Origin of the sequence: Pelomonas sp. CA6 (genome assembly GCF_022549225.1) — a bacterium.
Classification (GTDB): domain Bacteria; phylum Pseudomonadota; class Gammaproteobacteria; order Burkholderiales; family Burkholderiaceae_C; genus Roseateles.
The window spans coordinates 18,791-43,554 of the sequence record NZ_JAKZFD010000018.1; the positions used below are offsets into that span (position 1 = coordinate 18,791).

Consider the following 24,764-nt stretch of genomic DNA (forward strand, 5'->3'; position numbering starts at 1 on the left):
CCGGGGTGGGCGGGGCAAGCACTGCTCCCGCAAGCGCGATTTCGTTCACACAGCGCCCACACGCTGCTTGCTATGCTGAGCCCATGATTCGAAGAAGAACGAGCCAGGGGGGACAGGCCGGCTGGGGCGCGCGCCTGCTCGTGCTGCTGCTGAGCGGTTTGTTTGCCGGCGTCTTCGGTCTGGTCGGCATCGTGGGCGGGCTCAAGCCCTTGGCGCTGATGCTGCACGGCGCCTGGGACGCGCGGGACTGGCAGCCCGTGCCGGTGGAGATCCTCGGCGCCTCGCTGAACGAGAGCCACCACCGCAAGAGCCGCACTCAGGCCGTCCAGGCCCGCTACCGCTACACCTTCGGGGGCCAGGCTTATGAGGGCTGGCAAGTGGGACTGGACGGCGGCATCGCCAGCGACAACCTCGACGACTGGCACCAGCGCTGGCTGGAGCGGCTGAATGCCGCCCAGGCCGGTGGGCCGCAGTTGTTGGCCTGGGTGGACCCGCGCGACCCCACGCGCGCGCTGCTGGACCGCCAGCTGCGCTGGCGCAAGATCCTCGTGCACCTGCCGTTCGCGCTGGTCTTTTCTGCCGTAAGTCTGGGGGCGGCGCTGATGTTCTGGCGCGCGCTGCGCCTGCGCCGCGAAGCGCCCGACCCCGCAACGGACAAGGCTGAGCCCGTGCGCCCACCGGCGCGCGCGACGCTGCGGCGTTCGGTGCGCGGCGACCACAAGGCGGCCTGGGTCCTCGCCTTCGCCTGGTGCGGCATTGCCTTCCCCCTGTCCACGCTGGCGCTAACCGGCAGCGACTGGTGGTGGGGGCGGCTGCTCGCGCTGGTCTTCATCGCCGCCGGGCTGGCGTTGCTGGCGCTGGCCGTGCATCTGACACGCCAGGTCTGGCGCTATGCCGACTCCACCCTCGCGCTGCGCCCCGACCCGCCGCGGGCCGGCGAGCGCCTGGAGCTGCTACTGACCCTGTCCCCCCGCGCCGCCGCGGCCTGGCAGGACACGCCGCTGCGCCTGCGTCTGGCGCAGTACCGCGTGGACGACAGCCGGTCCGGCGCCCCCGAGCGCCGGGTCGAAGCCTTCGAGCACAGCGGCCCGGGCCTGCCCACGCCCGACGGCGGGCTGACACTGCGCGCGGCCTTCTCACTCCCGCAGGATGCGCCGACCCACGGCGGCCAGCGCTCGGGCGAACGCGTGGACTGGCGGCTGGAGTTGCTGCAGCCCGACGACCAGAGCGCCATGCGCTTCCCGGTGCCGGTACGCGCGGCGCAAGATCAGGCGGCCCGGCGCCAGGAACCGGATCGTTTCGCGCCACGCAGCCCAGGGGCGCATGAAGAACCCGTGCCCCTGCCCGTGCCGGAGCACACGGCTGCCACGGACCGGCCGCCGCGCCTGCCGGCAGGCGTGTTCGCCTCCGAGACCCCCGAGGCCTGGAGCCTGCACTTCCCGCAGAGTGGCCCGCGCTGGACCGCCCTGCTCGCGCTGGTGCCGCTGGGCGTGCTGATCCACTATGCCGTGAGCCTGGTCCGCCAGGGCTTGACCCCCTTGAGCCCCTGGTCCTGGCAATGCCTCGTGATGGCCTTGCTGCTGGCGCTGGTCCTGCACGGCCTCACCTGCCGCTGGGAGCTGCAGGTGCGCGACGACGGGCTGCTGCTCAGGCGCAGTTCCTGGCTTTGGTGGCGCAGCCTGCCCCTGCCGGTCGAGTCCACCCGACAGCTGTTCCACAAGCAGCTGTTCAGCACCCGCAGCGCGCACGAAGAGGAGCAGCCCTACCACGCGCTGCACACGCGCTGGCCCGACGCGGAGGGCACTCGCTTGACACCGGGCTTGCCCGACACCGGGCCCGCGCTGGCCGTGGCCGCCGCGCTGCGCTGGGCCCAGACGCAACGCCGCGCCCGCTTTGCGCCAGGCGCGCAGCGCAGTCCGCTGCGGCGCAGCTCGCATCCGCGCTGGGGCTGGCTGGTCTGGCTGGTGCTGATGACGGCGCTGCTGCAACTGCCGCACAGCCTGGGTCCGGTGCGGGACAGCGCGTTCGCATCCGGCCCGCGCTGATGCCAGAGCCGCCGGCTCAGCCCTGCGCCGGCTCCAGCAGACGGGCGACCAGCCCGCCTTCGGCCGGCAGGCCCAGCGGCACCCACACGCGCACCGGATCACCCGGCGCCACCTGCACCGGCTCGCCGTCCAGGTTCTGCATCTGGGTCAGCTCGACGATGCGGTTGCCCTGCGGATGCAGCAGCTCCACCCGGTCGCCGACCGCGAAGCGGTTCTTGGCCTGGACCTGCACCCAGCCATCCTCGCGCACCGCGGTGACCTCGCCGACGAAGTGGCTGCGGTGCAGCGCGCTGTTGCCGCTGAGGTAGTTCTGGTAGTCCTGCGCCGGGCGCCGCTCCAGCAGGCCGCCGGTATAGCCGCGGTTGGCCAACCCTTCGAGCTCCAGCAGCAGTTCGGGGTTGAAGGGCCGGCCCGCCACCGCGTCGTCGATCGCACGACGGTAGACCTGCGCGGTACGCGCCACGTAGTACAGGCTCTTGGTCCGCCCTTCGATCTTCAGCGAATCCACGCCGATGCGCGCCAGGCGCTCGACATGCTCCACGGCACGCAAGTCCTTGCTGTTCAGGATGTAGGTGCCGTGCTCGTCTTCCATGATGGGCATCAGCTCGCCGGGCCGGCCCTTCTCCTCCAGCAGATAGACGCGGTCCGCCGCCGGATGGCGCGCGCCACCGCCGCAGGTGGACGCAAAGCCCGCCTCAGCCTCGGCCTGCGCCTCCGCGAAGCTGAAGTCGCCCTCCATGCGCGCCACCGGCACGGCTTCGCCGCTGGTCGGGTCCTCGGTGGCGCCCTGGGCACCATATTCCCAGCGGCAGGCGTTGGTGCAGGTCCCCTGGTTGGGGTCGCGGCGGTTGAAATAGCCCGACAGCAGGCAGCGCCCGGAATAGGCGATGCACAACGCCCCGTGCACGAAGACTTCCAGCTCCATGTCGGGGCACTCGTTGCGGATGGCCTCAACCTCGTCCAGGCTCAGCTCGCGCGACAGGATGATGCGTTCCACGCCGGCCTTCTGCCAGAACTTCACCGCCGCCCAGTTGGTGGTATTGGCCTGCACCGAGAGATGGATGGGCACCTTGGGAAAGAGACCGCGTTCCATTTGCTCCAGCACCTGCATGATCAGGCCGGCATCGGCCATGATCAGCGCGTCGGGCTTCAGCTCCACCACGGGCTGGATGTCGCGCAGGTAGGTGCGCACCTTGTCGTTGTGCGCGATCAGGTTGCTGGTGACAAAGAACTTCTTGCCGCGCTGGTGCGCCTCGGCAATGCCCTGGGCGATCTGCTCCAGGCGGAATTCGTTGTTGCGCGCACGCAGGGAGTAGCGCGGCTGGCCGGCATAGACGGCATCGGCGCCAAAGTCGTAGGCGGCGCGCATCTTGGCCAGCGAGCCGGCCGGCAGCAGGAGTTCGGGGGCTTTCAGAGACATGCGGCGATTGTCCCAGCCTTGGCGCGTCCGCGGAAACCACGGCCCTTTCGCCCCAGCCGACAGAAGCCCACGCCGAAGCAACGGCAGAATTTCTCTCTTGACAGAAATTTCTGTCTACCTAAGATGCCGGCCATGGAATTGAGTCCTGTCGCACGCCGGTTCGTGGTCCATTGGGGCGAGATGGGCAGTGCCTGGGGGGTGAACCGCACCGTGGCGCAGATCCACGCGCTGCTCTACTTCCATGGCCGCGCGATGAACGCCGAGGAAATCTCCGACACCCTGGCCGTGGCCCGCTCCAATGTCAGCACCAGCCTGAAGGAACTGCAGAACTGGAACCTGATCCGCGTCACCCACCAGCTGGGCGACCGGCGCGACTACTTCGAGACCTCGCTGGACGTCTGGGAGCTGTTCCGCACCATCGTGCGCGAGCGCAAGGAACGCGAGTTCGACCCCACGGTGCGGGTGCTGGGCGAGCTGGTGCGGGACGCATCCTTCGCCGACGAAACCCCGGACGCCCAGGACCGCGTGCGCGAGGCGCTGCGCTTCATGGACACGCTGGGCAGTTGGTCCGAAGAGATGTTGCGCCTGTCGCCGACCACGCTGGAGCGCGTGCTCAAGCTGGGTGCCAGCGTGCAGAAGTTCGTGCGCGGCGACAGCAGCTGAGACCCTTTTTTTGAGCGTTAATTTCTGTTTTGACTGAAATATCGGATAAATCATGAAATCAACATTGCTACCTCACCTACCCGTCCCGCAGCCTCCTTCGCCCCAAGCGGCCACGGGCCCGCTCCCGGTCCGGCTCCCGCGCTGCGGTGCGTGCGGAGCCGCGCGATGAGCCGCGTTCTGCTCTGCGGCAGCCGCGGCTTCATCGGCCGCCACATCGCGGCGCAGCTGCGCGCCCAGGGTCACGAGGTGCTGGAGAGCCATCGCCTCGGGATCGATTTCAGCCGCGATCTCGCGCCCGCCGACTGGCGGCCCCGCCTCGCGGGCCTGGACGCCGTGGTGAATGCCGTCGGCGTGCTGCGATCCTCGGCCGCGCGCCCGATGGAGGCCGTGCACCACCGCGCACCCGCGGCGCTGTTCGAGGCCTGCGCGGAACAGGGCCTGCGCCGCGTGATCCATATCTCCGCGCTGGGCATCGAAGGCAGCGCAACCGAGTACGCGCGCAGCAAGCGCGCGGGCGACGCGGTGCTGCTGTCGCTGCGCGAGCAGGGTCGTCTGGACGGCTGCGTGCTGCGGCCCAGCATCGTCTTCGGCCGCGGTGGCGCCAGCAGCCGGATGTTCATGCAATTGGCCCGGCTGCCGCTGCTGGTCCTGCCCGCCGCGGCACTGCGTGCCCGCGTCCAGCCCGTAGCGGTGCAAGACCTGGCCCAGGTCTGTGCGCGGCTGCTGGCCGCGCACCCGCCGGGCCCCGCGCTGCTGCATGCGGTGGGTCCGCGCGCGCTGACGCTGGCGGAATTCGTCGCCGTGCTGCGACGCGCCGATGGCGCGGGCCCGGCACGCGTGCTCGCGCTGCCCGATTGGCTCAGCCGCGCCAGCGCCCGCGCCGGCGACCACCTGCCCATGCAGCCCTGGTGCCGCGAGACGCTGGCGCTGCTGCAGCAGGACAACGTGGCGGACGCAGCGCCCTTCCAGGCTTGGCTGGAGCGCCCGCCGATCGCGCCGGAACAGCTCAGGGAGCTCGCATGGGACTCGGTCTGATCCCCTTCCCCTCGCGCCACAGCCGCCCTTGGGCGCGCGCCAGCCTGGTGACGCTGTGGCTGCTCACCGCGGCGGTCAGCCTGTGGGAGCTGCAGGGGCGCGGCCAGGCCCTTCTGGTTGCCGCCGGCACGCCGGCGCCCTGGCAGACGCCGCTGATCGTCGCCGGCAGCCTGCTGGACCTGGCGGTCGGGCTGGCGCTGTGGCGCTGGCACCGGCGCTGGGTCTACCGGCTGGCCCTGTTGGCGCTGCTGGGCCTGAGCCTGACGGCCACGCTGATGCTGCCCACGCTGTGGCTGGATCCGCTGGGCTGCCTCAGCAAGAACCTGCCGATCGCGGCCCTGCTCTTCATCCTCCACCAGGATGCACCCGCATGAACCTCTACCTCTGGCTCAAGACCATGCATGTGATCTCCAGCGTGCTGCTGGTGGGCACCGGCTTTGGCTCGGCCTTCTACCTGTTCTTCGCCAACCGCAGCGACTCGCTGGAGGCACGCGCCGTCGTCGGCCGCCTGGTGGTCCGCGCCGACCTATGGTTCACGACGCCGGCGATGCTGGTGCAGCCGCTGTCCGGCGTCTGGATGGCGCATCTGGCGGGCTGGCCGCTCGCCACGCCCTGGATCGCCGCCGCGTTCGCGCTCTACCTGCTGGCCGGGGCCTGCTGGCTGCCGGTGCTGTGGCTGCAACTGCGCATGGCGGCCATGGCACAGGCAGCGTGGCGCAGCGGCGCCGCGCTGCCCCAGGCCTATGCGCGCTACGCCCGCTGGTGGGAGCGCCTGGGCTACCCGGCCTTTGCCGCGATGCTGGCCGTGTTCTGGCTGATGGTCGCCAAGCCCACCCTGGGTTGAGGGCGCGCTCCAAGACGAAGCGGGCCTCGCCTAACATCGCGGCCCATGAACCCTTCCCGTCTTCGTGCCGCGGCGATCGCGCTGGGCCTTTCGCTGTGCGGCCTGGGCGCCGTGCAGGCCGCCGACCTGCGCCTGCGCCTGATGCAGACCAGCGACGTGCACATGAACCTGCTGGACTACGACTATTACCGCGACCGGCCCACCGCCGAGTTCGGCCTCGCGCGGACCATCACGCGCATCCAGCAGGCCAGGGACGAGGTGCCCAACAGCCTGCTCTTTGACAACGGCGACCTGATCCAGGGCAACCCGCTGGGCGACCAGGTCGCCCGCGCCCCGGCGCGCGAGGGCGCCGTGCATCCGGCGATCCGCGTGCTCAATCTGCTGCGGGTGGATGCGGCCAACATCGGCAACCACGAGTTCAACTACGGCCTGCCCTTTCTGCGCCGGACCCTGGCCGGCGCCAGCTTCCCCTACCTGAACGCCAATGTGCTGAGCGCCGACGGGCGCGCTCCCGCCTTCACGCCGACCGCGCTGCTGGAACGCGAGATGCGCGACGAGGCCGGGCAAATCCATCGGCTGCGCGTCGGCGTGCTGGGGTTGACGCCGCCGCAAATCCTGCAATGGGACCGGCAACAGCTGCAGGGCCAGGTGCAGGTGCGCGACATGGTCGAGACCGCGCGCGACTGGGTGCCGAGGCTGCGCCGCGCCGGTGCCGATGTGGTGGTGGTGATCGCCCATACCGGGCTGGAGAAGCACGAGCTGCCGCGCCTGTCGGAGAACATGGCGGTGCAGCTGGCGCGGGTACCGGGCATCGACGCGCTGCTGCTGGGCCATGCGCATGCCGAGCTGCCGGGCCCGGGCTTCGAAGGCTATCCGGCGGTGGACGCGCGCCAGGGCCGCATCCACGGGGTTCCGGCCGTGATGCCCGGACGCTGGGGCGACCATCTGGGCCTGGTCGACCTGCGCCTGCGCCGCGAGCAGGGGCGCTGGCGCGTGGTGGAGAGCCAGTCCAGCCTTCGGGCCATCTTCGACCGGGCGCGGCAACAGCCGCTGGTGGACGCCGACCCCATGCCCGCGGTGGTCATCGCGCGCGAGCACGAGGCCACGCTGGCCCACATCCGGCGCGCAACGGCGAACACCGACACGCCCATCCACAGCTACTTCGCCCAGGTCAGCGACAGCCTGGCGGTGCGGCTGGTGGCTGGCGCCCAGCTGGCCTACGCCCGGCGCGCGGTACAGGGCACGGCGCTGGAGACGCTGCCGCTGCTGTCCGCCGCCGCGCCGTTCAAGACCGGTGGCCGCCAAGGCTGGACGCAGTACACCGACATTCCCGCCGGCCCCATCGCGATCAAGCATGTGGCCGATCTCTATGTCTACGCGAACACCATCAAGGTGCTGAAGCTGCGCGGCGCCGAAGTGCGCGACTGGCTGGAGATGTCCGCCGGCCAGTTCCGCCGCGCGGACCCGCGAGGCCCGGCCGAGCAACCGCTGCTGGACCCGGACTTTCCTGGCTTCAACTTCGACATGCTCTATGGCGCCCCGGGCGAACTGAGCTATGAGTTGGACCTGACCCAGCCCGCGCGCTTCGACCGCGAGGGCCGCCGCATCAGCGACGGCCAACGCGTGCAGGCGCTGCGTTGGCGCGGCCAGCCGCTGGACGACGCAGCAGAGTTCCTCGTCGTGACCAACAGCTACCGCGCGGCCGGGGGCGGCCACTTCCCGCACCTCGGCGCGGACCGGCTGGTGATCGACGCCCCCGACGAGACGCGCGAGGCACTGGCCGCCTTCTTGGCCGAAGGCGGCGTGGCGCCATGGGCCCAGGCAGCGCCGGGCTGGCGCCTGCGCCCGGTGCCGGGGCTGAGCCTGCAGTTGCGCACCGGCGCGGGCGCGCTGGCCCACGATGCCGCTGCAGCCGGGCTGCGCCTGGTGCGCGAACTGGGCGACGGCTCGGCGCTGTTCGCGCTCGAGGCCGATCGCTAGGGGCGCGCGGGGCGCTCCGCCAGCCAGCGCGGCAGATCGGCGGCCTCCAACGGGCGCGCGAACAGAAAGCCCTGGCCCATGTCGCAGCCCATCGCGCGCAGCAACTCCAGCTGCTCGGGCGTTTCCACGCCCTCGGCGATCACCTCCATGCCCAGCTCGTGGGCCAGGCTCACAATGGTGCGGCACAGCGCCAGCGCGCGGCTGTGTGGCGCCAGTTCATGGACGAAGCTGCGGTCGATCTTGATCGCGTCGATGCGGTGGCGCTGCAGATAGGCCAGCGAGGAATAGCCGGTGCCGAAATCGTCCAGCGCGAGCTTGATCCCGGCCTCGCGCAGCGCGTTCAGCTGCGCGCTGACGGCCTCGCCGCCTTCCAGCAGCAGGCCCTCGGTGATCTCCAGCGTGAGCGCCTGCGGCGGCAGCCCGTGTTCGGCCAGCCGGGCCAGCCAGCGCTGCGGCCCATCCCCCGCGCCGAGGAACTGCAGCGGGGATTTGTTGAGACTCAGCCGCAGATCCGACAGCCCCTTGCGGCGCCAGTGCACCAGGGTGCGCAGCGCCTCGTCGAACAGCCATTCGCCGATCTCCAGGATCAGGCCGCTGGTCTCGGCGATGGGGATGAACTCCGCGGGCGAGACCTCGCCCCGTTCGGGATGGGCCCAGCGCAGCAGCGCCTCCGCCTTGCGCAACGCGCCGCTGCGCAGGTCAACGATGGGCTGGTAGACCAGGCGCAGCTGGCGCCGCTGCAGCGCCTCGCGCAGGTCCATGCCCAGCCGCACCCGGTGCAGCGCCGCCCGGTGCAGCTCGGGCGTGAAATAGGCGAAGCGGTTGCGCCCCGCGTCCTTCGCGACGTAGAGGGCCTGGTCCGCATGCTTGAACAAGGTCTCGATGTGCTCGCCGTCGTCCGGATACAGGCTGATGCCCAGACTGGCGGACACGAAGGCGCGCTCGCGCTCGAGCAGATAGACCTCGCTGACCCGCGCCAGCAGCCGGCGCACGGTCTGCTCGACCGCGGCCCGGTCGGGCCGGTGCTGCAGGACCACGGTGAACTCATCGCCCCCCATGCGGGCCACGATGTCATGCGGCTGCAGGCAGTCCTGGATGCGCTGCGCGGCCTGTTGCAGCAGCAGGTCGCCCTTGCCGTGGCCCAGCGTGTCGTTGACTTCCTTGAAGTGATCCAGGTCGATGAACAGCACCGCCAGCGGCCGATGCTGGTTCAGGGCCTGGGACAGCCGCTCGCGCAGCAGGCGCCGATTGGGCAGGCCGGTCAGCGGGTCCATGTGGGCGTGCTGCCAGATCAGCGCCTCGGCCTGCTTGCGCTCGGTGATGTCGGTGTGCGTGCCCACCATGCGCAGCGGCCGGCCCTGGGCGTCGCGGCTGATCACCATGCCGCGGCTGAGCACCCATTTCCACCGTCCGTCCTTGCAGCGCACCCGGTGCTCGTTGCGGTAGATGGGCGTGCGTCCCTCGAAATGCGCCTGCCGATCGCGCTCCATCTGTTCGACGTCGTCGGGATGCGTCAGCGCATCGAAGGTCTCCGGCCGCTGCTCGATCTCATCCGGGTCATAGCCGTAGATCTCCAGGTAGCGCCGCGAGAAGGTCTCCACGCCGCGGTCCAGGCGCCAGTCCCAGACGCCGTCGCCGGTGCTTTCCAGCGCCAGCTTCCAGGTTTCATCGGCCTCCTCCCAGCGCGCCTGCGCGCGATGGCTGGCATCGATGTCGTGCAGCGTGCCCAGCCACAGAGGCTCGCCGTCCAGCAACAGGGGCGAGGCGCGGCAGGACTGCCAGCGCAAGTGTCCATCGGTGGCACGCAGGCGCAATTCCAGCGCCAAGGCCTCGCGTCCGGCACAGGCCTGACGCAGCAACTCGGCATCGCCGTCGGGCAGCCAGTCGGACAACCGACGCTTGCGCAGGGCCTCGGAGGGCTGCCCCAGCAGCCGGCACAGCGCCGCGTTGAAGCTCAGCAGCTCCAGGTCCGAGCGGGCCAGCCAGACCGGCTGCGGCAAGGCGTCCAGCCAGTGCTGCAGTTCGCCGGACCAGGGGCCGGACGCGGGGTCCACCGCGATGGGACGGGGAAGAGAAGGCGGCGATCGCAAGATGGTCTTGAGGCTGGGGGCCGCGGGCAGGACGTTGGGCGGCCTTGAGGCCATTGTGGGCGCATTCCGCGCCGACGAGGCGCAGGTTCAGGCTCGGCGTGACGAATACGCACGCCCCGCGGCCCGGGGTGCCGGCGTGCCGGGCTCAGGCCTGGATGTCCAGCAACGCCCCTTCGGCCCGGACCTGGGTCTGCAGCACGCGCAGGTTCGCCACGTAGGCGTAGGTGGCGGAACGCTGCTCGATCAGCTGGGTCTCCAGGTCGGTGCCGGGTGCCGGCACGCGTTGGCGCGCGGGCTGAGCGTCCTGGCTGGCGGACGGATCCTGCGTGGGCTCGCGGCGGGCCCCTTCGGTGGCGACGTCGGCCATCTTCTGAGCCGACGCGCGCATCCGCTCGTTCGCGGCCGACAGGCCGGACAGGGCGGTGGACAGGCTGATGCTCATGGCGGAACTCCGGGCTCGAGAAAGAGAGACTCTCCCCGATCTCATCGGCCGCCCGCCGGGAAACTTTAGAAAAAGATGGGGTTTCCCGCCCAATTCTCTTTTTGCGCCCCGCCGCCCCGTGGGGTCAGGCGCCTGCCAGCTCGCTGAACGCGCCGTTGGAAACGAACACGCGCACGCAATCCCCGCCGGCTGCCTTGGCTTCCGTGCAGGCCAGCATGGCGGCCGACAGCGCGGCATCCACCGTTTCCAGCGCCGGCTGCAGCTGGACCACGCCGACGCTGGCCTTGACCCGCGCCCGGTGCAGACCCCAGCGCAGCCGGTAGGCGGCGATCGCCGCGCGTATCTTCTCGGCCACGATCTCGGCGTAGTGCTGGTCGCAGTCAGGCAGCAGCACCGCGAAATGGTCTTTCTCCAGCCGCGCCACCAGGTCGGACGCGCGCACCTTGGTGACCAGCATGCGACCGAGCCCGGCGAGGAAATGGTCGGCCACCTCCGGCCCCATGCCCTGGATGATCTCGCCGAAGCGGTCCACGTCCAGGAACAGCAGGGACACCGGCTCATGGCGCCGGCTGCCCACATGGTCGGAGAGCCGGCGGTCGAACTCACGGCGGTTGGCCAGTTCGGTCAGCAGGTCGTGCTTGGCCACCCAGGTCGGCTGCTGGCGCAGCGCGCGCGCCGCCGTCACGTCTTCAACCACCCACATGGCCTCGCCAGCCGGCTGCTCCCAGTGCACCGGCGTGGCGGTCAGGCGGCCCCAGAAGCGGCTGCCGTCGCGGCGCACATATTCCTGTTCCTCGTCCAGCGGCCGACCGGCCGCGAAGGCCTGGCCCATGCGCTCCTGCAGCGCGGCATGGGTGGCGTCGTTGACCTGCACCTGGCGCACGGGGGCGCCGCTCAAGTCGGTTTCGTCGCCATGGCCAAACAAGTGGTTGAAATGCTCGCTGACGATTTCGAAACGGTCGCCATCGACGAAGGCCACCGCCAGCGGCGCACGCACCAGCAGCGCGCGCATGCGGGCGGCAACCTGTTCGTGGACTTCGGGCTGGGGGGCGTGCTGCATGAGGCGTTCTCCTGCCAAGAAAACAAGGGCCGATCGGCCATCGTGCACCCCGAGGCGCACGGTGGCCACCACTATTGCAGGTGTAACCGGTTTGACGCCTAACGAAAACCCCAATCGGGCAAGACGGCGCCGGAACGCCACGCCGCGAGGCCCGCTCCCCCCGGCCTCAGGGGGGCGGCGGCGCGATCTGTTCGGCCCAGTCGTACAGCGCGCCGAGGATGTCCTGGCTGCGCTCATCCTCGGCCGATTCGCCGAGCTGGTCGATGCGCTCGAAGAACTGCTGCAGGGTCTGCGCGCCCCCCTGCCCCAGGTGCAGGCGTTCGGCGCAATGCTGCTGCCAGCGCGCCTGTTCGGCGCCGTCCAGCAGCTGCGGCCAGTTGCGCGCGCGGTAGCGGAACAGCAGCTCGTCCAGCCGGGCGTCCTCGAAGGCGACCTTGCGCTCGGCGACCCGGCGCGCCAGCGCCTCGGGCGCCAGCGCGCGCAGCCGCTCCAGCGCGCGCCGGTCCTCGTTGGACAGGAAGCCGCCGTACAGGTCCTCGTCCACATCCACGCTGGCGTCGCCGCCGGGGCGCTGGAAGACCTGGGGCCACAGCCCGCGCAGCTCGCCGCCCAGACGCTGCAGCTGCTCTGCGTGGCGCAGCCCCTGCGCGAGGTCCAGACCCCAGCGCTGCGCCATCTCGGGCGCCAGCGTCTTCAGATTGCCGATCACGATGGGTGACTTGTTGACGTGGATGGTCTTGATCGGCAGCCGGGTGACGCCCTCGGGCAACTCCTCCTGGCGGGTGAACATGCGCTGGCGCGCGGTCTCAGCGTCCAGGCCCACCAGGCCGGCCGGGTCCTCGGCCAGGTCCCAGACGATGAGTTCGTTCTTGTTGGTCGGATGCGCGGCCAGCGGCCAGACCAGCGCGATGCAGCCACGCTCCACGCCGTACATGCCCGAGACATGCAGGAAAGGCCGCTCGGTGCCGATCTCGGCCCACACGGCGTCTTTTTTGCGCAGCTTCAGGCAGAACTCCCACAGCCGCGGCTGCCGCTCGCGCAGCAGCCGGGCCAGCGCGATGGTGGCGCGCACGTCGGACAGCGCGTCGTGCGCCGCCTCGTGAAGCAGCCCGTTGGCGGCGCTCAGGTGTTCCAGCTTGAACGAGGGCCGGCCATCCTCGTGCCGGGGCCAGGTGATGCCGTCGGGCCGCAGCGCGTAGGCGCAGCGCAGCACGTCCAGCAGGTCCCAGCGGCCGCAATCGTTCTGCCATTCCCGCCCATAGGGGTCGATCAGGTTGCGCCAGAACAGGAAGCGCGTGACCTCGTCGTCAAAGCGGATGCTGTTGTAGCCCAGGCCCACGGTGCCAGGCCGCGCCAGTTCGGCATGGATGGCGGCGGCAAAGGCGTGCTCAGGCAACCCCTGCTCGGCGCAGGTCTGCGGCAGGATGCCGGTAAGCAGGCAGGACTCCGGGTCGGGCAGGCTGTCCAGGGGGGGCTGGCAGTAGATCATCAGCGGATCGCCGATCTCGTTCAGCTCGGCGTCGGTGCGCAGCCCGGCGAACTGGGCGGGGCGGTCGCGGCGCGGCACGCGCCCGAAGGTCTCGTAGTCGTGCCAATAGAAACTCAGGTCTTGCATGGGTCGGCACGATACCCCATGCACGGCGCCCCGCCTTCGGCAGGCACCGCCAACCGGGAGGATGAGGCGATGCTCGGCCTGCCGCTGTTCGCGGATGTGACCGAGCGTCGCTTTCCTGTATGCACTGTGTGACGCTGCGGCATGGCCTGCGGCGGCGGGCGGCAGGATGCGGATAATCCGCCGATTCGAGACTGAAGCCTCACGCGCCGCCTCCGCATGCCATTGCCCCGACTCCAGCCCGCCGCCCTGCTCCAGCGCCTGCGGACCCTGCCCTGGCGGCGCATCGCGCTGTGGAGCGGTCTGGCGATCGCCGCGTTGGTGCTGGTGCTGGCCGCCGCCGCCGCCGTGGTCTATCCCGGGCTGCCTTCGCTGGACAAGCTGACCGACTACAACCCCAAGCAGCCGTTGCGGGTGTATTCGGCCGACGGCGAATTGATCGGCGAGTACGGCGCCGAGCGCCGCACCTATGTGCCGCTGGCGCAAATCCCGCAGCGCATGCGCGACGCGCTTCTCGCGGTGGAGGACGCCAACTTCTACGAGCACCAGGGCATCTACCTGCCGGGCATCGCGCGCGCGGCACTGGCCAATCTGTTCTCGTCGCGCAGCCAGGGTGCCTCCACCATCACCCAGCAGCTCGCGCGCGACCTCTACCTGACGAAACGCAAGCTCTATACGCGCAAGTTCATCGAGGTGCTGCTGGCGCTGAAGATCGAGAGCCAGCTGAGCAAGGATCAGATCCTCGAGGTGTACATGAACCAGATTTATCTGGGTCAGCGCGCCTATGGCTTCGAGGCGGCCGCGCATGCCTATTTCGGCAAGACGCTGAAGGAGTTGTCCATCGCCGAGACCGCGATGCTGGCCGGCCTGCCGCAGAACCCCTATTACGCCAACCCCATCACCAACCTGCAGCGCGCCAAGAAGCGCCAGCTGGTGGTGCTGGCACGCATGCGCGAAACCGGCGTGATCGACGACACGCAATTGGAGCAGGCGCGCAACGAGACCCTGCACCTGCGCCGCCCGCAGGACCAGCGCCTGCATGCCGAATACGCCGCCGAGATGGCGCGCCAGGTGGTGTACGCCCAGTACGGCGATGAGGCCTACACGCGCGGCATCAAGGTCTGGACCACCTTGCAGTCCGAAGCGCAGATCGCCGCCTACCGGGGACTGCGCCGCACCCTGCTGGATTTCGAGCGCCGCAAGGCCTGGCGTGGTCCCGAGGGCCAGGTGGACCTGCCCGAGGACGAGGCGGAGCAGGACAGCGCCATCGCCCACGCGCTGGCCGACCACCCCGACAACGACGAACTGCGCGCCGCGGTCGTGACCTCGGTCGACAAGGGTGTGCTCCGCGCCAGCCTGCAGAGCGGCGAGGACATCGAGGTCCGCGGCGACGGCCTGCGCGCCGCGCTGAGCGGGCTGTCGGACAAGGCCAAGCCGGGGCTGCGCGTGCAGCGCGGCTCCATCATCCGCGTGCTGCAGGGCCCGCCGCAGCGCGACGCCAAGGGCGCGAGCCGGCCGGGCGCCTGGATCATCACCCAGTCGCCCGAGGCCGAGGGCGCGCTGGTGGCGCTGGAGCCGCGCACCGGCAGCGTGCTCGCGCTGGTGGGCGGCTTCGACTTCGCGCGCAACCAGTTCAACCACGCCACTCAGGCCTGGCGCCAGCCGGGCTCCAGCTTCAAGCCCCTGCTCTACTCGGCGGCGCTGGAACAGGGCGCCGGCCCCGGGACCGTGGTGGACGACGCGCCGATCAGCATCGGCGACTGGTCGCCGAAGAACTCCGACGGCCAGTACGACGGCCCGATCACGCTACGCCAGGCGCTGGCGCGCTCCAAGAACATGGTGAGCATCCGCATCGCCGAGCAGTTGAGCCCGGCGCGCGCGCGCGCCTGGGCCGGGCGCTTCGGCCTGGAGGTCGACAAGCAGCCGGACAACCTGACGCTGGCACTGGGCTCCGGCGCCGCCACGCCGCTGCAGATGGCCGGGGCCTATGCGGTGTTCGCCAATGGCGGCTATCTGATGAAGCCGCTGCTGATCAGCCGCATCACCGATGCCCAGGGCCAAGTGCTGTTCCAGGCCGACATCCCCATGCCCGCCGAGGAGCAGCGCGCGATCAGCGAGCGCAACGCCTTCGTGACCAGCAGCCTGCTGCAGGAAGTGGTGCGCAGCGGCACCGCGGCACGCGCCGGCGCGGCGCTGCGGCGTGGCGACCTGTACGGCAAGACCGGCACCACCAACGACGCGGTGGACGCCTGGTTCGTCGGCTTCCAGAAGCAGGTGGCCGCGGCGGTCTGGATAGGCTACGACCAGCCGCGCTCGCTGGGCGACCGCGAATCGGGTGGCGGCATCGCGCTGCCGGCCTGGGTGGAGTTCATGACCACCGCGCTGCGCGGCAAGGCGGTCGAAGAGATCGCCCCGCCTGCCGAGGGCCTGGTGATGCAGGAGGGCCCGCACGGACCGGACTGGGTCTTCGAGGAGTTCGCCGGCGACAACGGCTTGCGCCAGATCGGCCCCGTGCCGCCCCCGCCCGCCGCGTCCGCCGCCCCGGGGCTGTTCGAGACCCTGTTCGGCGGCTCACCCGCCAGCAGCGCTCCCGGCCGCTGAACCCGCCGAGCCCCGGCGAGGAACGGCCGGCGGCCCGGTGCCGCCCGCCGTTCTCTTGGACAACGAAGCCGCCTCAGCGCTTGCGAACGATCACGCTGCCCACCGAGTAGCCCGCGCCGAAGGAGCAGATCACCCCCACATCGCCGGCCGCCAGATCCGCCTTGTGGCGGTGGAAGGCGATGATGGAGCCGGCCGACGCGGTGTTGGCGAACTCGTCCAGGATCAGCGGCGCCTGGTCCGAGCCGGCCTCGCCACCGACCAGCTTCTTGATGATCAGCTGGTTCATGCCCAGATTGGCCTGGTGCAGCCAATACCGACGCACCTGGCTGGGCTGCAGATCCTGCGCGCCCAGATGGCTCTCGATGTGGGCGGCCGCGATGGGCACCACCTCCTTGAACACCTTGCGGCCTTCCTGGCGGAAGGTCTTGTCGCGCGCCAGCGGATCGCTGTCCTCGGAGCGGTTCATGAAACCGAAGTTGTTGCGGATGTTGTTGGAGAACTGGGTCGCCAGCCGCGTGCCCAGGATCTCCCACTGTTCCGCGGACGTCGCCGTTTCGGCGCGCTCCACGACGATGGCGGTGCAGACATCGCCAAAGATGAAGTGGCAGTCGCGGTCCTTCCATTCCAGGTGGGCGGAGGTGATCTCGGGATTGACCACCAGCACACAGCGGGACGCGCCGGAACGCACCGCGTTGTAGGCCTGCTCCAGCGCGAAGGTGGCCGACGAGCAGGCCACGTTCATGTCGAAGCCATAGCCGCCCGCGCCCAGCGCCTGCTGGATCTCGATCGCCATGGCCGGATAGGCGCGCTGCATGTTGGCCGCGGAGCACAGCACCGCGTCCACGTCGGAGCCCTTCTTGCCCGCGGCGGCCAGCGCCTTGTGGGCCGCGTCCACCGCGATCTCGGCCATCAGCGAGAGCTGGTCGTCGCCGCGCTCCTGGAAGCGCGGGTACATGCGCCGCGGGTCCAGCACGCCGTCCTTCTCGATCACATAGCGTTGCTTGATGCCCGAGGCCTTCTCGATGAACTCGACACTGGAATGGGCCAGCGGCTCGCGCTCGCCGCGCGCAATCGCGTCGGCGTGCTGCGCGTTCTGCAGGTCCACATAGCGGTTGAAGGACTCCACCAGCTCGGCGTTGGTGATGGTGTGCGGCGGCTGGTAGAGGCCGGTGCCGCTGATGACGACGGAATGCATGCTGTTCGGTTCCTGTTCCCGGCGGAAGGCGGGCGGGCGAAAAGGCGAAAGTTTAGCGATTCGCCCGCGCACCGGCTTGTCGCAGCACAGGGCCGAAGCGAAGTGCGTAGAATGAGTCACCGGGCCCAAATTTTGGTGTCCGGGTCACCGGACGTCCAAGTCAAGTGCTCGCAGCCCAGGTGGTGCACTGCAGGCAACGCACCCCACTATTGCGAACTTGGACATCATGGAAATCTTCGACTACGACAACATCCTGCTCCTGCCGCGCAAGTGCCGCGTCGAGAGCCGGGCCGAATGCGACACCTCGATCGACTTCGGCCCGCGCCGCTTCAAGCTGCCGGTGGTCCCGGCCAACATGAAGACGGTGGTGGATGAATCCATCACGCAATGGCTGGCCGCCAACGGCTACTTTTACGTGATGCACCGCTTCGACCTGGACAGCGTGGCCTATGCCCGGTCCATGCGCGACAAGGGCTTGTTCGTGTCCATTAGCTCAGGCGTCAAGCCGGCGGACTATGCCGTCATCGACCGCCTGGCCGCCGACGGCGTGGGCGCCGACTACATCACGATCGACATCGCGCACGGCCATGCCGACAGCGTGCAGCGCATGATCGCCCACATCAAGCACAAGCTGCCCGACAGCTTCGTGATCGCCGGCAACGTGGGCACGCCAGAGGGCGTGATCGACCTGGAGAACTGGGGCGCCGATGCCACCAAGGTGGGCATCGGCCCGGGCAAGGTCTGCATCACGCGGCTGAAGACCGGCTTTGGCACGGGCGGCTGGCAGCTGTCGGCGCTGAAGTGGTGCGCCCGCGTGGCGACCAAGCCCATCATCGCCGACGGCGGCATCCGCCACCACGGCGACATCGCCAAGAGCGTGCGCTTCGGCGCCTCCATGGTGATGGTCGGCTCGCTGTTCGCCGGCCACGAGGAGTCGCCCGGCAACACCGTGGAGGTCGACGGCAAGCTCTACAAGGAGTACTACGGCTCGGCCTCGGACTTCAACAAGGGCGAATACAAGCACGTCGAGGGCAAGCGCATCCTGGAGCCGGTCAAGGGCAAGTTCGCCGACACGGTGCGCGAGATGCGCGAGGACCTGCAGAGCTCCATCAGCTATGCCGGCGGCCGCGAACTGAAGGACCTGAAGAAGGTGAATTACGTGATCCTCGGCGGAGAGAACGCCGGCGAGCACCTGTTCATGTGATCGCCCGCCCGGGGGCAAGACCTGCCCCCGGATACCTCAGGCCAGCGTCAGCGCGGCCTCGAAACCCGGCTCGACGTTGCGCAGCTCCAGCCGGCTGCCATGGGCCTCGGCCACCAGCCGGCACAGGCACAGGCCCAGTCCCACGCCGCCGTCATTGCGGCTGCGCGCCGCATCGGGGCGGAAGAAGGGCTGGCCCAACGAGACCAGCGCCTCGGCCGGCACACCGGGCCCATGGTCGCGCACCCACAGCCGCTGGCCCGCGCCGTCGCGGCACACGCCCAGCACCACCGGGCCGCGCGCGGCGTCGTTGTGGCGCAGCGCGTTGTGCAGCAGATTGCGCAACAGCAGCTGCATGCGCAGTCGATCCAGCGGCAGCGGTGGCAGGCCGGACTCCAGGTCCAGCATCACCCCAGGAAGGGCCTGCTCGCGCAGCAGCGCCGCCAGATCGCAGTCCTCGCGCTGCAGCGCGCGGTGGCCATCGCCCAGACGCTCGCTTTCCAGCAGCGCGCTGATCAGGTCGCGCATCTGGCCAAGCTCATGCAACAGCGCGTCGCGCGACGCGCCCTCCCCCACCAGCTCCGCATGCAGCCGTGCCCGCGTCAGCGGACTGCGCAGCTCGTGGCTGATCGCCAGCAAGAGCGCGCGCTTGCCGTCCAGCATGGCCTGGATGTCCGCCGCCATCTGGTTGAAGCGGTGCGCCAGATCGCCGATCTCGTCGCGATGACGTATGGGCACACGATGCTGCAGATCGCCGCGTCCGAAGGCCTCGGCCCCGGCGGCCAGCTCGCGCAGCGGACGCACCATGTGGCGGATGCCGCCATAGGCCAGCGCAGTTACCAGCAACAGCGCCGGCGCGGCCCACAGCGGATCGAAGCGGGCCGTCAGCGCGCCGACCAGGATCAGGCTGCTCAGCAGTGCCAGCACGAGAAAGATCGCGATCAGCCGCGCGCCCAGCGAATGCTTGAACTGGGCATGGTGGCGATGCCAGCGCTGGTGCCAGCGGTGGCGCGCACGCCAGTGCCAGTGCCAGTCCCGCCCACGGCTGCGCGCATGGAGGGCGTGCTGTTGGACGGCAAGGCGCCTCAGCGCGCGGCGCCGCGTCTCGCGGTCGCCGTGCAAACGGCATGGCGACCCCTTCATCGCGCACGCTCCGGCAACGCGAAGCAGTAGCCGGCATTGCGCAGGGTGCGCACCGCCTCCAGCGGCTCCAGCTTGCGCCGCAGCCGGCTGACCAGGATGTCCACCGCGCGCGTGTACAGATCGGCCTCCTGGCCGCGCAGGCGGTTGAGGATCTCGTCGCGCGAAAACACACGGCCGGGCTCGCGCGCCAGCATCAGCAGCAGCTCGTACTCGGTGCCGGTGAGCTCCAGCGGACCGTCGCCGCCCTCCACACGCCGCCGCGCGGTATCGATCTCCAGCCCCTCGAAGCGCAGCAGCGTCGCCGACCCATGGGCCGCCGGCACGGCCCGCGCGCGGCGCAGGATGGTCTGCAGCCGCGCCGCCAGTTCACGCGGCTCGAAGGGCTTGGGCAGGTAGTCGTCCGCGCCCAGCTCTAGGCCGACCACGCGGTCGGTCAGGTCGCCACGGGCGCTCAGCATCAGGATGGGCATGTCCTGCCAGGACTCGCCGCAGGCACGCACGCGCTTGCAGAAGTCGAAACCATCCATCTCCGGCAGCATGCCGTCCAGGATCAGCGCGTCGAAGCGCTCGCCGGCCAGGCGCCGCAAGGCCTCGCTGGGCCGAGTCACGGCGACCAGCTCGAAGTCGAAGCGGCCCAGGTACTGGGCCAGCGGCGCGGCCAGCGCCTCGTCGTCGTCAATCAGCAGCAGTCGGTGCATCGTGGCTTCCATTGTGCCGCTGGGGCTGCAGGCTGATCGCCCGCTCCGGACAGACGCCGACGCAGAGCCCACAGCCGCTGCAGGCCTCCGCGCGCACCAGCAGGGCCTGGCGCCAGCCATGGGCATAGCCCTTGAGCAGGCCGCCTATCTTCAGGCCCTGGCGCTGCGCCACGGGCAGCACGCCCAGCTCGAACACCTGCTGAGGACAGACCGCGACGCAATCGCCCTTGCCCTCGCAGCGGTTGCGGTTGATGCGCGGCGCCACCCGGGGCTTCATGCGGCCTCGCGACGCTGGCGCAGGCGGCGCAGCATGAAGCGCAACGCCTGCTGCTGCTCGAAGTCCAGCGCGTCGAAGAAATCCCCCAGCGCCGCGACCAGCGCGGGGCCGGCGGCGCGCAGCGCGTCCAGCCGCGCGTCGAACAGACGCTGGGCCTCGTCGCGGGCGAAGCTGTCACCGGCCAGCAGGGCCGGGATTTCGGGGCCGCCGGCCAGGGACTTCAGCGCCCGGCGCTGGCGCTGGAGCTGGTCGAGCAGTTCGGCCAGGCGTTCGCGCTGGCCGGCATCGAGGTCCAGCGCGGCGCCGACGCGCTCCAGCAGGCGCTCGCCATGTCCATGGCGACCATGCCCGGGGAAGCCGAAGCGCTCAGCACGGCCGCAGAAACCATGGCCAGCACGCTGACGGCCATGAACGTGATGGAACTCCTGGTGGTGGTGGTACCAGCGGCGAAAGGGATTCATTGAAGGTCTCGATGGGAAGTGAACGATGGGCTCATGATTCCCGGCCACCAGCCACGGCGCATCTCGCTGCGGTATCGCTGGGTTTCGTTTTGTATCGGGTGCGCCTCTACAATCGCCCTCCCGATTCCCAGCTTTGACGACGCCGCCGATCACAGCGGACCGCGCCCCCATGACCGAACTCGCGAAGTCCTTCGAACCCGCCGCCCTGGAAGCCCATTGGGGTCCCCTGTGGGAAGCCCAGGGCCTGTACAAGCCCACGCTGGACCGGCAACGCGAGTCCTTCTGCATCCAGCTGCCACCACCCAACGTGACCGGTACGCTGCACATGGGTCATGCCTTCAACCAGACCATCATGGACTCGTTGACGCGCTACCACCGCATGCGCGGCTTCAACACGCTGTGGGTGCCGGGCACCGACCACGCCGGCATCGCCACGCAGATCGTCGTGGAGCGCCAGTTGCAGGGCCAGGGACTGAGCCGCCATGACCTGGGCCGCAAGAATTTCGTCGCCCGCGTCTGGGAATGGAAGCAACAGAGCGGCAGCACCATCACCCAGCAGATGCGCCGCATGGGCGACTCGGTCTCGTGGGCCCATGAGTACTTCACGATGGACGAGAAGCTGTCCCGCGTCGTGACCGACACCTTCGTCCGCCTCTACGAGGAAGGCTTGATCTACCGCGGCAAACGCCTGGTGAGCTGGGACCCCATCCTGAAGTCCGCGGTGTCGGATCTGGAGGTGGAAAGCGAGGAAGAAGACGGCTCGCTGTGGCACATCCGTTACCCGCTCGCCACCGGCAACGAGACGCTGGTGGTCGCGACCACGCGTCCGGAAACCATGCTGGGCGACACCGCCGTGATGGTCCATCCCGAGGACCAGCGCTACAAGCACCTGATCGGCCAGCAGGTCCGCCTGCCCATCACCGGCCGTCTGGTGCCTGTGATCGCCGATGAGTACGTGGACAAGGACTTTGGCACCGGCGTCGTCAAGGTCACGCCGGCGCACGACACCAACGACTACCAGGTCGGTCTGCGCCACGGCCTGCCCATGCTGACCATCTTCGACCTGGAGGCCAAGGTCAGTAATGCCGAAGCCGGCGAGATCCCGACCGATTACGTGGGGCTGGACCGCTTCGTCGCGCGCAAGAAGATCGTCGCGCAGCTGGAGGCCGAAGGCCTGCTGGTCGAGGTCAAGAAGCACAAGCTGATGGTGCCGCGCTGCGCCCGCACCGGGCAGGTGATCGAGCCCATGCTGACCGACCAATGGTTCGTCTCCATGAGCAAGCCCGGCGCTAATGGCAAGACCATCGCGGAAGAAGCGATGGCGGTCGTCGAGTCCGGCGAGGTCAAGTTCGTTCCCGAGAACTGGGTCAACACCTACAACCAGTGGATGAAGAACATCCAGGACTGGTGCATCTCTCGCCAGCTCTGGTGGGGCCACCAGATCCCGGCCTGGTACGACGAGGACGGCCGCGTCTATGTCGCGCGCAACGAAGCCGACGCCCAGGCCCAGGCCCCCGGCAAGACGCTCCGGCGCGACGAGGACGTGCTGGACACGTGGTACTCCGCGGCCCTGGTGCCCTTCTCCACGCTGGGCTGGCCCGAGGCCACGCTGGAGCAGGACCTCTTCCTGCCCAGCTCGGTGCTGGTGACCGGCTACGACATCATCTTCTTCTGGGTCGCCCGGATGATCATGATGAGCAAGCACTTCACCGACAAGGTGCCCTTCCGCCACGTGTACATCCACGGCCTGGTGCTGGACGCGCAGGGCAAGAAGATGAGCAAGTCCGAGGGCAATGTGCTGGACCCGGTGGACCTGATCGACGGCATCGCGCTGCCTGAGCTGCTGGACAAGCGCACCCAGGGCCTGCGCAAGCCCGAGACCGCGCCCAAGGTGCGCAAGGCCACTGAGAAAGAGTTCCCCGACGGCATTCCCGGCTATGGCGCCGACGCGCTGCGTTTCACCTTCGCCGCGATGGCGACGCTGGGCCGTTCGGTGAATTTCGACTCCAAGCGCTGCGAGGGCTACCGCAATTTCTGCAACAAGCTCTGGAACGCGACCCGCTTCGTGCTGATGAACACCGAGGGGCAGGACTGCGGCCTGATGGAGCACAGCCCCGAGCAATGCGCACCGGGCGGCGCCGCGCACGGCTATCTGCGCTTCAGCCAGGCCGACCGCTGGATCGTCAGCGAGCTGCAGCGCGTGGAGCAGCAGGTTGCCCAGGGCTTTGCGGACTACCGGCTGGACAACGTGGCCAACGCGATCTACGGCTTTGTCTGGGACGAGTACTGCGACTGGTACCTGGAGATCGCCAAGGTGCAGATCCAGACCGGCGACGAGGCACAGCAGCGCGCCACCCGCCGCACGCTGATCCGCGTGCTGGAGACCATCCTGCGCCTGCTGCATCCGATCACGCCCTTCATCACCGAAGAGCTGTGGCAGACCGTGGCGCCCATCGCCGGGCGCAAGCAGAGCGACTACCTGGTCACGGCCGCCTACCCGGTGGCCCAGCCCGAGCGCATCGACGACGCGGCCTGCGCCTGGGTGGCCCGGCTCAAGGAGGTGGTGGGCACCTGCCGCAGCCTGCGCAGCGAGATGAACCTTTCGCCCGCCGAACGCGTACCGCTGCTGGTCGGCGGCGACCAGGGCTTCATCGCCGAGGCCGCACCGCTGCTGAAGACGCTGGCCAAGCTCGCCGAGGTGCAGTTGATCGCCGACGAGGCGGCCTTCCAGCAGGCCAGCGCCAACCTGCCCGTGCTGGTGCATGGGCAGGCGCGCCTGGCGCTGAAGGTGGAGGTCGACGTTGAGGCCGAGCGCGCCCGCCTGGCCAAGGAGATTGCCCGACTGGAGGGTGAGATCGCCAAGGCCAACGCCAAGCTCTCCAACGAGAGCTTCGTGGCCCGCGCGCCAGAAGCCGTGGTGGCCCAGGAACGTCAGCGCGTGGCCGAGTTCGGTGCCACGCTGGAACGGCTGGTGGCCCAGGCGGCTAGGCTGGGCTGAGAGGCTGGGCCAGCACGGAGGCCGGCTGAGCGGCCAGGGCCTCCTGCGGCGCCGGCAGCGTCGGCGCCAACAGCTCGGCCATGCGCCGCGCCACGCCCCAGGCGGCGCGCGTGCGCGACTCGCGCGTTGTGCCGGCCAGCCGCGGCGTGACCTGTAGCCCCGGCGCCGAGGCCAACGGGCGCCCGGCCTCCATCAGCTCGGGTTCCACGATGTCCAGCCAGGCGGCCAGCAGGCGCCCGCCCTGCAGGGCCTGGGCCAAGGCCGCCGCGTCGAACAGGGCCGAGTGAGCGATGCTGACCAGGACCTGCCCGGGCCGCGCATAGCCCAGCACGCGTTCCCCCAACAAGCCTCGGTAGCGCGGAAAGTAAGGCAGCTGCACGCTGACGGCGTCGCTGAGCTCCATCAGCTCCTTCAGCGGCTGAGGTTCTATGCCCCAGCGCGCCCACAAGGGATCATTCACATGCAGCGTGGGGTCGTAGCCCAGCACCCGCGCGCCCATCACCGGCAGCAGCTGAGCCAGCACGCGGGTCATCGGCGTCATGCCGATCAGCCCCACGGTGGAACACCCCAGCTCTCGCCCCACCCACATGCCGTCTTCCATCTGCACCGGCACGCGGCGCAACAGGGACAGCAGCGCGCCGAGCACGAACTCGGCCTCCGCAGCCGCCGTCGCTTCGGGATGGCGGATCAATTCCACGCCGGCGGCGCGACAGGCGTCCTGATCCACGTTTTCGGTACCGGCGCTGATGCGCCCCAGCACGCGCAGCTTCGGCGCGGCGCGCAGCAGCGAGGCGTCCATCGCGACCGCCGCCGGCAGGATCAGCGCGCGCGCCTGCGCCAGCGCGGCGCGCAGGCCTTGCGGGTCGTCGGCCAGGTCCGGGTCATAGACCACGACATGGCGTTCAGCCAGCCATTGGACGATGTCGGCATCGACCGGTTCAAGGATCAGTACGCTCATGCGACGGAGTTTGCGGGCACGACAAATGCTCACTCACTGTA

The 24,764-nt window shown here is 69.7% G+C and carries 20 protein-coding genes; 9 read left to right on the forward strand and 11 right to left on the reverse strand.

The window, feature by feature from the left end:
• Nucleotides 1–83 precede the first annotated feature (83 nt).
• Nucleotides 84–2,045, forward strand: coding sequence for a DUF3592 domain-containing protein (locus LZ017_RS21230; RefSeq protein ID WP_241398929.1), 1,962 nt, complete (start codon nucleotides 84–86; stop codon nucleotides 2,043–2,045).
• Between the two features lie 16 nt (nucleotides 2,046–2,061).
• Here the strand turns inward: LZ017_RS21230 and yegQ are convergent, their stop codons facing one another.
• A complete protein-coding gene (yegQ, locus tag LZ017_RS21235) occupies nucleotides 2,062–3,465 on the reverse strand; it encodes a tRNA 5-hydroxyuridine modification protein YegQ (RefSeq protein ID WP_241398930.1) in 1,404 nt (467 codons plus the stop codon).
• A 132-nt stretch (nucleotides 3,466–3,597) separates the two neighbouring features.
• Between yegQ and LZ017_RS21240 the strand changes: the two genes are divergently transcribed.
• The 5 genes from LZ017_RS21240 to LZ017_RS21260 all read left to right on the forward strand — a co-directional run bounded on the left by LZ017_RS21240 (nucleotide 3,598) and on the right by LZ017_RS21260 (nucleotide 7,987).
• Nucleotides 3,598–4,128, forward strand: coding sequence for a MarR family transcriptional regulator (locus tag LZ017_RS21240; protein WP_241398931.1), 531 nt, complete (start codon nucleotides 3,598–3,600; stop codon nucleotides 4,126–4,128).
• A gap of 165 nt (nucleotides 4,129–4,293) precedes the next feature.
• Entirely contained in the window at nucleotides 4,294–5,163 is an 870-nt protein-coding gene (locus LZ017_RS21245) for an NAD-dependent epimerase/dehydratase family protein (RefSeq protein ID WP_241398932.1), read from the forward strand.
• Nucleotides 5,148–5,537: a DoxX-like family protein gene (locus LZ017_RS21250; RefSeq protein ID WP_241398933.1), complete on the forward strand. Its 390-nt coding sequence runs from the start codon at nucleotides 5,148–5,150 to the stop codon at nucleotides 5,535–5,537. Before LZ017_RS21245 ends, LZ017_RS21250 begins: the two co-directional genes overlap by 16 nt.
• Nucleotides 5,534–6,007: a DUF2269 domain-containing protein gene (locus LZ017_RS21255; protein ID WP_241398934.1), complete on the forward strand. Its 474-nt coding sequence runs from the start codon at nucleotides 5,534–5,536 to the stop codon at nucleotides 6,005–6,007. The genes LZ017_RS21250 and LZ017_RS21255 overlap by 4 nt, the downstream gene beginning before the upstream one ends.
• A 45-nt stretch (nucleotides 6,008–6,052) precedes the next feature.
• Nucleotides 6,053–7,987 carry a bifunctional 2',3'-cyclic-nucleotide 2'-phosphodiesterase/3'-nucleotidase gene (locus tag LZ017_RS21260; RefSeq protein WP_241398935.1) on the forward strand — a complete coding sequence of 645 codons (1,935 nt, stop codon included), beginning with the start codon at nucleotides 6,053–6,055 and terminating at the stop codon, nucleotides 7,985–7,987.
• On the opposite strand, the gene LZ017_RS21265 is transcribed toward LZ017_RS21260, so the two are convergent.
• The 4 genes from LZ017_RS21265 to sbcB form a co-directional block, all read right to left on the reverse strand.
• Nucleotides 7,984–10,077 (reverse strand): bifunctional diguanylate cyclase/phosphodiesterase, encoded by a 2,094-nt coding sequence (locus LZ017_RS21265; protein WP_241398936.1) that lies wholly within the window; start codon nucleotides 10,075–10,077, stop codon nucleotides 7,984–7,986. The genes LZ017_RS21260 and LZ017_RS21265 overlap by 4 nt on opposite strands.
• A gap of 145 nt (nucleotides 10,078–10,222) precedes the next feature.
• Entirely contained in the window at nucleotides 10,223–10,519 is a 297-nt protein-coding gene (locus tag LZ017_RS21270) for a flagellar basal body rod protein (RefSeq protein WP_241398937.1), read from the reverse strand.
• A 124-nt stretch (nucleotides 10,520–10,643) separates the two neighbouring features.
• Nucleotides 10,644–11,579 (reverse strand): sensor domain-containing diguanylate cyclase, encoded by a 936-nt coding sequence (locus tag LZ017_RS21275; protein WP_241398938.1) that lies wholly within the window; start codon nucleotides 11,577–11,579, stop codon nucleotides 10,644–10,646.
• A gap of 166 nt (nucleotides 11,580–11,745) precedes the next feature.
• Nucleotides 11,746–13,194 (reverse strand): exodeoxyribonuclease I, encoded by a 1,449-nt coding sequence (gene sbcB / locus LZ017_RS21280; protein WP_241398939.1) that lies wholly within the window; start codon nucleotides 13,192–13,194, stop codon nucleotides 11,746–11,748.
• A gap of 216 nt (nucleotides 13,195–13,410) precedes the next feature.
• Between sbcB and LZ017_RS21285 the strand changes: the two genes are divergently transcribed.
• The gene (locus LZ017_RS21285) at nucleotides 13,411–15,792 is read left to right on the forward strand and encodes a PBP1A family penicillin-binding protein (RefSeq protein WP_241398940.1); all 2,382 of its coding nucleotides are present in this window, start codon (nucleotides 13,411–13,413) and stop codon (nucleotides 15,790–15,792) included.
• Between the two features lie 73 nt (nucleotides 15,793–15,865).
• On the opposite strand, the gene LZ017_RS21290 is transcribed toward LZ017_RS21285, so the two are convergent.
• Nucleotides 15,866–16,987, reverse strand: a complete 1,122-nt coding sequence (locus LZ017_RS21290) for a beta-ketoacyl-ACP synthase III (protein WP_241398941.1) — start codon at nucleotides 16,985–16,987, stop codon at nucleotides 15,866–15,868.
• A 226-nt stretch (nucleotides 16,988–17,213) separates the two neighbouring features.
• Here LZ017_RS21290 and LZ017_RS21295 point away from each other — a divergent pair, with 226 nt between their 5' ends.
• A complete protein-coding gene (locus LZ017_RS21295) occupies nucleotides 17,214–18,191 on the forward strand; it encodes a GMP reductase (RefSeq protein ID WP_241398942.1) in 978 nt (325 codons plus the stop codon).
• Between the two features lie 36 nt (nucleotides 18,192–18,227).
• Here the strand turns inward: LZ017_RS21295 and LZ017_RS21300 are convergent, their stop codons facing one another.
• The 4 genes from LZ017_RS21300 to LZ017_RS21315 are packed head-to-tail and all read right to left on the reverse strand — an operon-like array spanning nucleotide 18,228 to nucleotide 20,767.
• The gene (locus tag LZ017_RS21300; RefSeq protein WP_241398943.1) at nucleotides 18,228–19,331 is read right to left on the reverse strand and encodes a cell wall metabolism sensor histidine kinase WalK; all 1,104 of its coding nucleotides are present in this window, start codon (nucleotides 19,329–19,331) and stop codon (nucleotides 18,228–18,230) included.
• Nucleotides 19,328–20,029, reverse strand: coding sequence for a response regulator transcription factor (locus LZ017_RS21305; RefSeq protein ID WP_241398944.1), 702 nt, complete (start codon nucleotides 20,027–20,029; stop codon nucleotides 19,328–19,330). Before LZ017_RS21305 ends, LZ017_RS21300 begins: the two co-directional genes overlap by 4 nt.
• Nucleotides 20,007–20,306: a ferredoxin family protein gene (locus tag LZ017_RS21310; protein WP_241398945.1), complete on the reverse strand. Its 300-nt coding sequence runs from the start codon at nucleotides 20,304–20,306 to the stop codon at nucleotides 20,007–20,009. The genes LZ017_RS21305 and LZ017_RS21310 overlap by 23 nt, the downstream gene beginning before the upstream one ends.
• Nucleotides 20,303–20,767 carry a Spy/CpxP family protein refolding chaperone gene (locus LZ017_RS21315; protein WP_241398946.1) on the reverse strand — a complete coding sequence of 155 codons (465 nt, stop codon included), beginning with the start codon at nucleotides 20,765–20,767 and terminating at the stop codon, nucleotides 20,303–20,305. The genes LZ017_RS21310 and LZ017_RS21315 overlap by 4 nt, the downstream gene beginning before the upstream one ends.
• 169 nt (nucleotides 20,768–20,936) lie before the next feature.
• Between LZ017_RS21315 and LZ017_RS21320 the strand changes: the two genes are divergently transcribed.
• A complete protein-coding gene (locus LZ017_RS21320; RefSeq protein WP_241398947.1) occupies nucleotides 20,937–23,765 on the forward strand; it encodes a valine--tRNA ligase in 2,829 nt (942 codons plus the stop codon).
• Here LZ017_RS21320 and LZ017_RS21325 read toward each other — a convergent pair.
• Nucleotides 23,752–24,723 carry a D-isomer specific 2-hydroxyacid dehydrogenase family protein gene (locus tag LZ017_RS21325; protein ID WP_241398948.1) on the reverse strand — a complete coding sequence of 324 codons (972 nt, stop codon included), beginning with the start codon at nucleotides 24,721–24,723 and terminating at the stop codon, nucleotides 23,752–23,754. The two genes, LZ017_RS21320 and LZ017_RS21325, sit on opposite strands and share 14 nt — an antisense overlap.
• Between the last annotated feature and the right edge of the window lie 41 nt (nucleotides 24,724–24,764).